This window comes from Streptomyces hainanensis, assembly GCF_004348415.1.
In the GTDB taxonomy this organism is placed as follows: Bacteria; Actinomycetota; Actinomycetes; order Streptomycetales; family Streptomycetaceae; genus Streptomyces; species Streptomyces hainanensis.
This window is the reverse complement of record NZ_SMKI01000337.1, coordinates 1-8,726: the sequence shown is the minus strand read 5'-3', so window position 1 is coordinate 8,726 and position 8,726 is coordinate 1. Positions and strand designations below refer to the sequence as shown.

Genomic DNA, 8,726 nt, shown 5'->3' with positions numbered 1-8,726 from the left:
CCCCACACCCGACCCGATCCGCCCGGCCCGGCGATAGCGCGCGGCGCCGGGACCGGCGCCGGTGAACGACCCGCGAATCCCTACCGGCCCCGCAGGAAGTTCGCCGCGAGTGGCCCGGCGTCGCGGCCCCCCGTGCCGCCGTCCTCCAGGACGACGGCGAACGCCAGGTCGTCCTCGCCGAGGAAGCCGATCAGCCAGGCGTTGGTGGAGAGTTCGCCGTCCTCGGCCCGGTACTCGGCCGTGCCGGTCTTGCCGTGCGGCTCGCCGGGGACGCCGTCCAACGCCGAGGCGCTGCCCTCCGTCACGGTCGCCCGCATCATCTCGCGGAGCGCCGTCAGGGTGCCCTCGGACAGTGTGGTGTCCGCCTGGTAGGGGGTCTCCACGGCGGCCGGCACGAGCCGTGGCTGGCGGAACGTTCCGTCCGCGACGGTGGCGGCCACCGAGGCCATCACCAGCGGGCTGGCCTGCACCCGGCCCTGCCCGATCAGCGACTCGGCCAGTTCGTTCTCGTCGGCGGCGACCGGCACGCTGCCGTCGAAGCTGGCGGCGCCGACCGTCCACTCCTCGCCGATCCCGAAGGCCCGCGCGGTCTGGTTGAGGGTGTCCGTCCCGAACCGGTCGCGGTTGCCGATGAACGCCGTGTTGCAGGACTCGGTGAACGCCTCACGCAGCGTGGTGTCCGGGCCGAGTTCGAACTCGTTCTGGTTCTCGAAGGGTTGGCCGTTCACCGAGACCTCGGCAGGGCACCCCAACCGGTCGTCGGGGGTCATCCCGGCCTCCAGCAGCGCGGCCGCCGTCACCACCTTGAAGGTGGAGCCGGGCGCCAACTGGCCCTGGAGGGAGCGGGTGAAGCCGTCGAGCGGCCAGTCGGCGGCCGCCAACACGTCGCCCGTGGACGGCTGTACGGCGACGATCGAGCCGGCCCTTCCCAGGTCGGCGAGCGCCTCCTCGGCGGCGCGCTGCACCTCGGGGGCGATGGTGGTCTCCACCGGGCGGCCCGCCTCGCCGCCCTCCTGCTCGTAGAGGGTGTCGACGGCCTCGCCCGACGCGCGGTCCGCGATCACCACGGCGGAGGTGGCGGTGCCGGCCAACTGCTCGTCGTAGCGCTCCTGGAGGCCGGAGGAGCCGACGCCGGACTCGGGGTCGAGGCCGCCGACGAGCGACCTGGCCGCGTGCGCGAGCGGCCGGGTGTCCTCGGCGAACTGGATTCCGGGGACGGCGGCCAACTCCCCTTCGTGTTCCTGGAAGTCGGCGTCCCGCAGCGACACCACCGGTACGGCGTCGTCCGGTTCCGCCTCGGCCACCCGGTCGGCGAGGGCCTCGGTGTCGACGCCGGCGTCCAGGGCCTCGATCGCCTGGTAGGCCGCCTCGGGGTCGCTGAGCATCGCGGGCCAGAGACTGATCTCCCAGACGGTGCCGGGGCCCGCCAACTGGCTGCCGTCGGCCGCGAGTATGGGGGCACGCTCGGGCTCCTCGGTGGTGAGCACCAACGTCTGGCGGGGCGCCAACCGCGGGTGGATCACACCGGGTTCCCAGCGCACCAGCCAGTGGTCCTCCTCGGCCGGCACCATCACCGCGGCCGAGTCGTAGGACCACTCGCCCACCCCCTCCAGGGTGTACGTCACCGTGAACGGCACCCGCATCCCGTCGTGCCCGGACTCGCCGGACTCGCCGGACTCGCTGTCGACGGCCTCGACCTCGCCCGTGATCTCCAGCTCGGTCCGCTCCGGGCGCATGTTCTCCCGCACCGAGTCCAGGAGCGAACGCGCGCCCTGTGGATCGTCGGTGAGCGCGGCGGCGCCCGCCAGGTCGTCGGACTCCCAGGCGCTCAGGAAGGCGTCCGCGCCGTCCCGCGCCTGGTCGGAACGGCCGTCGCCCTCGATGCCGCGCAGCACGAGCACGGCCACCACCGCGAGCACCGTGACCAGCACGGCGCCGCCTATCACCACGCTTCGATGTGACCGCCAACTCGCCGGCTGCCGCTGCGGGTCCCACCCCGGTGCGCTGTTCCCCATGGCGCGCACCTTACCGCCGCGGCACGGGCCGAGCCGAGCAGAAACGACAAAGACGGCGGAGCCCGTGCCGAGGCACGGACATCCGCCGTCTGTCGAACAAGTGGAGATGGCGGGAATCGAACCCGCGTCCAACGAAGCAGAAGGAGGGCTTCTCCGAGCGCAGTCCGCTGCGATTTTCTCAGCCCCGGAGATCACACGGACAAGTCTCCGACGGGCTCAGCCGCTGTTTGGTGTCCCTTTAGCTCCCGCGACCGGAACTAAGAGGTAAGTCCCCTAGCTGATGCCAGGAACCGGGACGGGAACAGGCCCGGGCTGACACTTCGCGAGTCGCTGCTCAGGCAGCGAGGGCGAAGGAATCGCGCTTGTTATTGGCGATTATTTTTTCACGGCACATGGTTAACGAGATCATTGCCGCGCTTCCTCGGCTCGCTTCCCCTACTTCGACATCCGCTGTCGAAACCGATCATCCCCATGTTGAATTGACAAACAGCCCGCCGAGAACATTCCCGGCCGCGCTTCCTCCATGATACGTCACGCACGCTGCCGACGGCGAGTCGCCGAGATGACGCGTTCCGCCTCCCGGCGGTCCTGCTTCTCGCGCAGCGTCTGCCGCTTGTCGTAGTCCCGCTTGCCGCGCGCCAGGGCCAGCTCGACCTTGGCGCGGCCGTCCACGAAGTAGAGCGAGAGCGGCACCAGCGTCAGGCCCGACTCCTGGATGCGGCCGATCAGCTTGTCGATCTCCGCCCGGTGCATCAGCAGCTTCCGCTTCCGCCGGGCGCTGTGGTTGGTCCAGGTGCCCTGGGCGTACTCGGGAATGTGCACGTTGTGCAGCCAGACCTCGCCGCCGTCGACCTGCCCGAACCCGTCGACCAGGGAGGCGCGCCCCTGCCGCAACGACTTCACCTCGGTGCCGGTCAGTACCAGCCCGCATTCGTACGTGTCCAGAACGTGATAGTCGTGGCGCGCCTTCTTGTTCTGGGCGATCAGCTTGCGTCCCTTTTCCTTTGCCATGACCCGGCGAGTCTACCGGCCGGCCGCCAGCCCGCCCAGCACGTTTCCGGCTCGCTCCTCGGCGTCCTGGCCCGGCTCGACCACCAGGTCCGGCGCGATGCCGCCGCTGCCCACGGTGCGCCCCGAGGGGGTGGCGTAGCGGCCCACGGTCAGCTCGGCCACCGAGCCGTCCGGCTGCACGACGGGCAGCTGCACGGTGCCCTTGCCGAAGGTCGGCGTGCCGACGACCACCGCCCGGTTGCGGTCCTGGAGGGCGCCGGTCAGCATCTCGGCCGAGCTCATGGTGCCGCCGTCGACCAGCACCACGAGCGGGGTGTCGGTGTCGCCGCCCCGCTCGGCGTGCAGCGCGTTCTGCTCGCCGCGCACGTCGTAGGTGGCGACCAGGCCGCCGTCCAGGAAGACGGAGGCCGCGGCGGCCGCCTCGGCGAGCAGGCCGCCGGTGTTGCCGCGCAGGTCGAGCACGATGCCGTCCTCGGGCGGCGCGCTGCGTGCCGCGGCGCGCAGCAGCTCGGCCGAGCCCTCGACGAAGGAGCTGACGTGGATCCGGGTGACGCCCGGCTCGTCGCGGGTGACGGTGACCGGCCGCGCGGCGAGCCTGGCCCGCTCCACCTCCACCTGCCGGGTGGCGCCGTCCCGCCCGACGCCGAGCAGCACCGTGGTGCCGGGTTCCGACGGCTCGGGCCCCGTGCTGCCGCGCAGCCGGCCCACCGCGTCGGTGACCGGCCGGCCGGCGAGCGGCACCCCGTCGATGGTGACGAGCTCGTCGCCCGCCACGATCCCGGCGCGCTCGGCCGGGCTGTCGGGGTGCACCTCGCCCACCACGATCCGGCCCTCGGCGGTGCTGAGTACCGCTATCCCGGTGCCGACGTACTCGCCGGCCAGGGTGAGCTCGACGGCCTGGTACTCCTCGGCCGAGTAGGCGGCGGCCCAGCGGTCGCCGCTACGACTCACCAACTCCCGGGCGTCGTCACCCGCTTCGGCACGCTCGGGCACCGGCCCGGTGGCCACCGGGAGCTCGGTGGAGCCGGCGGCCTCCGGCCAGGAACCGGTGGCGGCCCCCGTCACCAACACACCGGCGAAGACGCATGCCAGGGCGGCCCCCCGCCTCGCGGAGCGCGGGCTCCGCGACCGAAACGAAACTCCGTGACACCGTCGTGACATGGTGCGGAGTGTAGGACACCCCCGGGGGGCGCACGGGAGTTTCACCCGCGACGCTCCGAAGCACGTGGCGGTGATACATCACACGCGTCCTACACGCGTAGGTACTTGCGGAGCGCGAAGAAGGCCGCAAGCGACGGCATCAGGGCGCCCACCACCAGCACCAACGGCAGAACCGAGAGCACCGCGTCCCAACCGATGAAGTTGATCAGCGGGATCTGCTCGGCCAGGAAGTTGTTGATCGCGAAGTACTTGACGCCGACGATCAGCACGCAGGCGAACAGCGCGCCGAGCAGGCCCGCGATCGCCGCCTCCAGGATGAACGGCAGCTGGATGTAGAGGCTGGACGCGCCGACCAGCCGCATGATCCCGGTCTCCCGGCGCCGGCTGAACGCCGACACCCGGACGGTGTTGACGATCAGCAGCAGCGCCACGATCAGCATCAGCGCCATCAGGCCGAGGGCCGCGTAGTTGACGCCGTTCAGCAGGTCGAAGAGGTTCTCCAGCGTGGAGCGTTGGTCCTGCACCGACTGCACGCCCTCCCGGCCGGCGAAGGCGGACGACACCACGTCGTACCTGGTCGGGTCCGTCAGCTTGACGCGGTACGACTCCTGCATCTGGTCAGGGGTGACCACCGCGGCGATCGGCGAGTCGGCCTGCTGCGTCTGGTAGTGCTCGTACGCCTCGTCGGCCGACTCGTAGAACACGTCCTCGACGAGCTCCAGTTCCTCCAGCTCGGCGACCAGCTGCTCCTTCTGGTCCTCGGTGACGGCGCCCCTGGAGCAGGCGGGGTCGGTCTGCGCGTCGTTCTCGTTGCAGAGGAATATCGACACCTCGACCCGGTCGTACCAGAAGTCCTTCATGCTGTTGACCTGCTGGTTGGTCAGCAGCGAGCCGCCGAGCAGGGACAGCGAGAGGGCGACCGACACGATCACCGCGAAGGTCATCGTCAGATTCCGGCGGAGACCGACGCCGATCTCCGACAGGACGAAGTGGGCGCGCATGGCGTCCTTTCAGTCGGGGCTCAGTGCTGGTAGCCGTAGACGCCGCGGGCCTGGTCGCGCACCAGGAGGCCCCGCTCGAGTTCGATGACGCGCTTCCGCATCTGGTCCACGATCTGCGCGTCGTGGGTGGCCATGACGACGGTGGTGCCGGTGCGGTTGATGCGGTCGAGGAGCTTCATGATGCCCACCGACGTCTGCGGGTCGAGGTTGCCCGTCGGCTCGTCCGCGATCAGCAGCATCGGCCGGTTGACGAACGCCCGCGCGATGGCCACGCGTTGCTGCTCACCGCCGGAGAGCTCGCCCGGCATCCGCTCCTCCTTGCCGCCGAGGCCCACGAGTTCCAGGACCTCGGGCACGGTCTTGCGGATCTGACCGCGGGGCCGGCCGATCACCTCGAGCGCGAAGGCGACGTTCTCGCCCACGGTCTTGTTCGGCAGCAGCCGGAAGTCCTGGAAGACGGTGCCGAGTTGGCGGCGCATCTGGGGGATCTTCCAGTTGGAGAGCCGGCCCAGGTCCTTGCCGAGCACGTGCACCGAGCCGTGGGAGGCCCGCTCCTCGCGCAACAGCAGGCGCAGGAAGGTGGACTTGCCTGAGCCCGAGGAGCCCACCAGGAACACGAACTCGCCACGCTCGACCTCGAGGGACACGTTACTGAGGGCCGGCGCGTTCTGCCTCGGGTACGTCTTGGAGACGTTGTCGAATCGGATCACGGTTACACCATGTCGGGATGGGGTACATGCGGGGGGCTCCCCGTCGCTGGGGCAGACCATACGCGAAGCGACGCGTGGTCCGCAGGCGGCGTCCCAGGCAATCCGCTTTTGCGGGGTTTCGCGCCGGTTGGGGGGATCCGCGGCCGATCCACCGTCGCCGCGCACCGGCCCCGGCACCCGTTTCCGGCCGGGATCCGGCTCGGCTTCTGCGATTCCGGTGGGACCCTGGCAGAGTAGAGAGCGAGGGACATGAGAGGAGACGATCGCATGACCGCCGAGTGGCTTGTGTGCGCGAACTGCGCGGGGCGGGTCAGCGAGGGCCGTTGCGCCGTCTGCCGGGCCGAGCTGGCGCGGCTGCGGGCGGAGCGCGGCCCGTGGGCGACGCTCGGCGGCCCGGCCGGTCTCGTCGCCCTGCTGCTGGCGCTGGTGGCCGTGCTGGCGCTGGTCGCCAGGCCCGCCTGAGGGCGGGCCCGATCCCCGTACGATCTCCGAGGACCACGTGAGAAGGGCCCGGGGCGGCTGTGCCGCCCCGGGCCCTTCTGCTGTGTCACGCGGGGTGCGCGTGCCGTGACCCGGTGGGTCAGGCGGCAGCGGCGCCACCCTCCTTGTTGATCAGCCGCGGCAGGTAGCGGAAGGCCACGCCGCCCGCGATCATGGTCGCGGCGCCGATGATCAGCAGCGTCTCGTTCATGGAGGCGCCGGTCTCGGCCAGTTCGCCGTTGCCACCGGTGGTGGCCTCGGCCTCGGCCTCGGTCAGCTGCTCGGACGGGTCGTTCTGCTCGATCGGGCTGGTGGCACCCGCGGAGTCGGGCTGCGGACCGGCGCCGCCCTCGGCGACGCCGTCGGTGGTGGCACCACCCTCGTCGTCACCGCCGACGGCACCCTCGGGGTCCTCACCGCCGACAGCGCCTTCAGGGTCCTCGCCACCGACGGCACCCTCAGGGTCCTCACCGCCGACAGCACCCTCGGGGTCCTCGCCACCGACGGCACCCTCAGGGTCCTCACCGCCGACAGCACCCTCGGGGTCCTCGCCACCGACGGCACCCTCAGGGTCCTCACCGCCGACAGCACCTTCAGGGTCCTCGCCACCGACGGCACCCTCAGGGTCCTCACCGCCGACAGCACCCTCGGGGTCACCGTCGGAGTCGCCACCGCCGATGAGGCCGCCGACGAGCCCGCCGATCAGACCCCCGTCCTGCCCCTCGGAGACGCCACCCAGCGTTGCCGGGTCTTCCTGGGTCTCCACCGAGGTCTTCTCGCTGCCGCTCGCGGAAGCCGTGCCGACGACGGCGAGCGAGGCGCCCGCGGCGAAGACGGCGGCCGCTGCGACGCGAGCCATGTTGGCGCGTGTCTTGGGACTGGCCATAGATCCACTACCCCCTGTAGCTGTTCGGTACAGACTATGTCCCGTTTGTCATGGGCAGCCTCACGCAAGGGCGGCGGCGATGCGGGGGCTACGAGAGCCTCTCGCGCGGCCCTTGTGCAACACGCACCCCTGGACATAGGCATGCCAGGCGAACAGCTTTCCCGCTGAATCGACCCCCGTCAAGCGGGATGTCCGGTAAATACCGAGCGGGGCACGAAAGTTGTGTGAAGGTTACTTCTCCTGCTGTTTCCGCCAGCGGATTCCCGCCTCGAGGAAGTCGTCGATATCCCCGTCCAAAACGCCCTGGGGGTTTCCGACTTCGTGCTCGGTACGCAGGTCCTTGACCATCTGGTACGGCTGGAGGACGTAACTCCGCATCTGGTTACCCCAGGAGTTGCCGCCGTCACTCTTCAGCGCGTCCATCTTCGCCTGCTCCTGAGCCCGTTGGTGGGCCAGCAGCCGGGCCTGCAGCACGCGCATCGCGGCGGCACGGTTCTGGATCTGGGACTTCTCGTTCTGACAGGAGACGACGATGCCGGTGGGCAGGTGGGTGATCCGGACCGCCGAGTCCGTGGTGTTGACGGACTGGCCGCCGGGGCCCGAGGAGCGGAAGACGTCAACCCGGATCTCGTTCTCCGGGATCTCGATGTGGTCGGTCTGCTCCACCACGGGCAGCACCTCGACGCCGGCGAACGAGGTCTGGCGGCGGCCCTGGTTGTCGAAGGGGGAGATGCGCACCATGCGGTGGGTGCCCTGCTCGACGGAGAGCGTGCCGTAGGCGTAGGGGGCCTTGACGGTGAAGGTGGTCGACTTGATGCCGGCCTCCTCCGCGTAGGACGTGTCGAGCACCTCGGTCGGGTAGCCCCGGCGCTCGGCCCAGCGCAGGTACATCCGCTGCAGCTGCTCGGCGAAGTCGGCGGCGTCGACGCCACCGGCCTCGGCCCGGACACTGATCATGGCCTCACGCTGGTCGTACTCGCCGGAGAGCAGCGTGCGGACCTCGAGCTCGTCCACCGCCTTCTGGACGGAGGCCAGCTCGACCTCGGCCTCCCGGCGGGTGTCCGCGTCGGACTCGGCCTCGGCGAGCTCGAAGAGCACCTCGAGGTCGTCGATCCGACCGTGCAGCTCCTCGGTCTTGCGCACCTGGGCCTGGAGCAGCGAGAGCTTGCTGGTGACCTGCTGGGCGTGCTCCGGGTCGTCCCACAGGGTGGGGGCGGCCGCCTGCTCCTCCAGCGAGGCGACCTCGGCCCGCAGGCTGTCGAGGTCGAGGACTGCCTCGATCGACTCCATGGTGGAGGCGAGAGACTTCAGAGCTTCGGATACGTCGACAACTGCCACACAACCAGCGTAACCGCTGCCGACCCCCGGGACGGGGCGGCCTTGACCGCGAGAGCACGGGGCCCGGGTGGGGCGGCCCGCGGCGGAGGGCCGCGCCGGGCGGCGCGCGCTCCCGGGCGGGCCG

Annotated in this window: 8 protein-coding genes and 1 other RNA gene; 1 reads left to right on the top strand and 8 read right to left on the bottom strand. The window is 70.8% G+C overall.

Annotated features, from left to right (window positions below; all coding sequences use genetic code 11):
- Nucleotides 1-80: 80 nt before the first annotated feature.
- From E1283_RS25975 to ftsE, 6 genes are all read right to left on the bottom strand, one after another.
- Nucleotides 81-2,015 carry a penicillin-binding transpeptidase domain-containing protein gene (locus E1283_RS25975; protein WP_132820582.1) on the bottom strand — a complete coding sequence of 645 codons (1,935 nt, stop codon included), beginning with the start codon at nucleotides 2,013-2,015 and terminating at the stop codon, nucleotides 81-83.
- A 98-nt stretch (nucleotides 2,016-2,113) separates the two neighbouring features.
- Nucleotides 2,114-2,486: a transfer-messenger RNA gene (gene ssrA / locus E1283_RS25970) on the bottom strand.
- 60 nt (nucleotides 2,487-2,546) lie between these two features.
- A complete protein-coding gene (gene smpB, locus E1283_RS25965; protein ID WP_132820581.1) occupies nucleotides 2,547-3,026 on the bottom strand; it encodes an SsrA-binding protein SmpB in 480 nt (159 codons plus the stop codon).
- 12 nt (nucleotides 3,027-3,038) lie between these two features.
- Nucleotides 3,039-4,187, bottom strand: a complete 1,149-nt coding sequence (locus tag E1283_RS25960; protein WP_132820580.1) for a S41 family peptidase — start codon at nucleotides 4,185-4,187, stop codon at nucleotides 3,039-3,041.
- An 89-nt stretch (nucleotides 4,188-4,276) separates the two neighbouring features.
- Complete coding sequence (gene ftsX, locus E1283_RS25955; RefSeq protein ID WP_132820579.1) at nucleotides 4,277-5,188, bottom strand: permease-like cell division protein FtsX; 912 nt, start codon at nucleotides 5,186-5,188, stop codon at nucleotides 4,277-4,279.
- Nucleotides 5,189-5,208: 20 nt separating this feature from the next.
- Entirely contained in the window at nucleotides 5,209-5,898 is a 690-nt protein-coding gene (ftsE, locus tag E1283_RS25950; protein ID WP_132820578.1) for a cell division ATP-binding protein FtsE, read from the bottom strand.
- Between the two features lie 267 nt (nucleotides 5,899-6,165).
- Here ftsE and E1283_RS25945 point away from each other — a divergent pair, with 267 nt between their 5' ends.
- On the top strand, nucleotides 6,166-6,360 hold the full coding sequence (locus tag E1283_RS25945) for a hypothetical protein (protein ID WP_132820577.1): 195 nt from the start codon (nucleotides 6,166-6,168) through the stop codon (nucleotides 6,358-6,360).
- Nucleotides 6,361-6,478: 118 nt separating this feature from the next.
- Here the strand turns inward: E1283_RS25945 and E1283_RS25940 are convergent, their stop codons facing one another.
- Together E1283_RS25940 and prfB are read right to left on the bottom strand one after the other, a co-directional pair.
- Nucleotides 6,479-7,237 carry a hypothetical protein gene (locus E1283_RS25940; protein ID WP_165956242.1) on the bottom strand — a complete coding sequence of 253 codons (759 nt, stop codon included), beginning with the start codon at nucleotides 7,235-7,237 and terminating at the stop codon, nucleotides 6,479-6,481.
- A gap of 258 nt (nucleotides 7,238-7,495) precedes the next feature.
- Nucleotides 7,496-8,602 carry a peptide chain release factor 2 gene (gene prfB, locus E1283_RS25935; RefSeq protein ID WP_132820575.1) on the bottom strand — a complete coding sequence of 369 codons (1,107 nt, stop codon included), beginning with the start codon at nucleotides 8,600-8,602 and terminating at the stop codon, nucleotides 7,496-7,498.
- Nucleotides 8,603-8,726: the final 124 nt, after the last annotated feature.

Coding starts and splice junctions, on each gene's coding strand:
- E1283_RS25975 (WP_132820582.1), bottom strand. CDS start 2,015: ATGGGGAACAGCGCACCGGGGTGGGACCCGCAGCGGCAGCCGGCGAGT.
- smpB (WP_132820581.1), bottom strand. CDS start 3,026: ATGGCAAAGGAAAAGGGACGCAAGCTGATCGCCCAGAACAAGAAGGCG.
- E1283_RS25960 (WP_132820580.1), bottom strand. CDS start 4,187: ATGTCACGACGGTGTCACGGAGTTTCGTTTCGGTCGCGGAGCCCGCGC.
- ftsX (WP_132820579.1), bottom strand. CDS start 5,188: ATGCGCGCCCACTTCGTCCTGTCGGAGATCGGCGTCGGTCTCCGCCGG.
- E1283_RS25945 (WP_132820577.1), top strand. CDS start 6,166: ATGACCGCCGAGTGGCTTGTGTGCGCGAACTGCGCGGGGCGGGTCAGC.
- E1283_RS25940 (WP_165956242.1), bottom strand. CDS start 7,237: ATGGCTCGCGTCGCAGCGGCCGCCGTCTTCGCCGCGGGCGCCTCGCTC.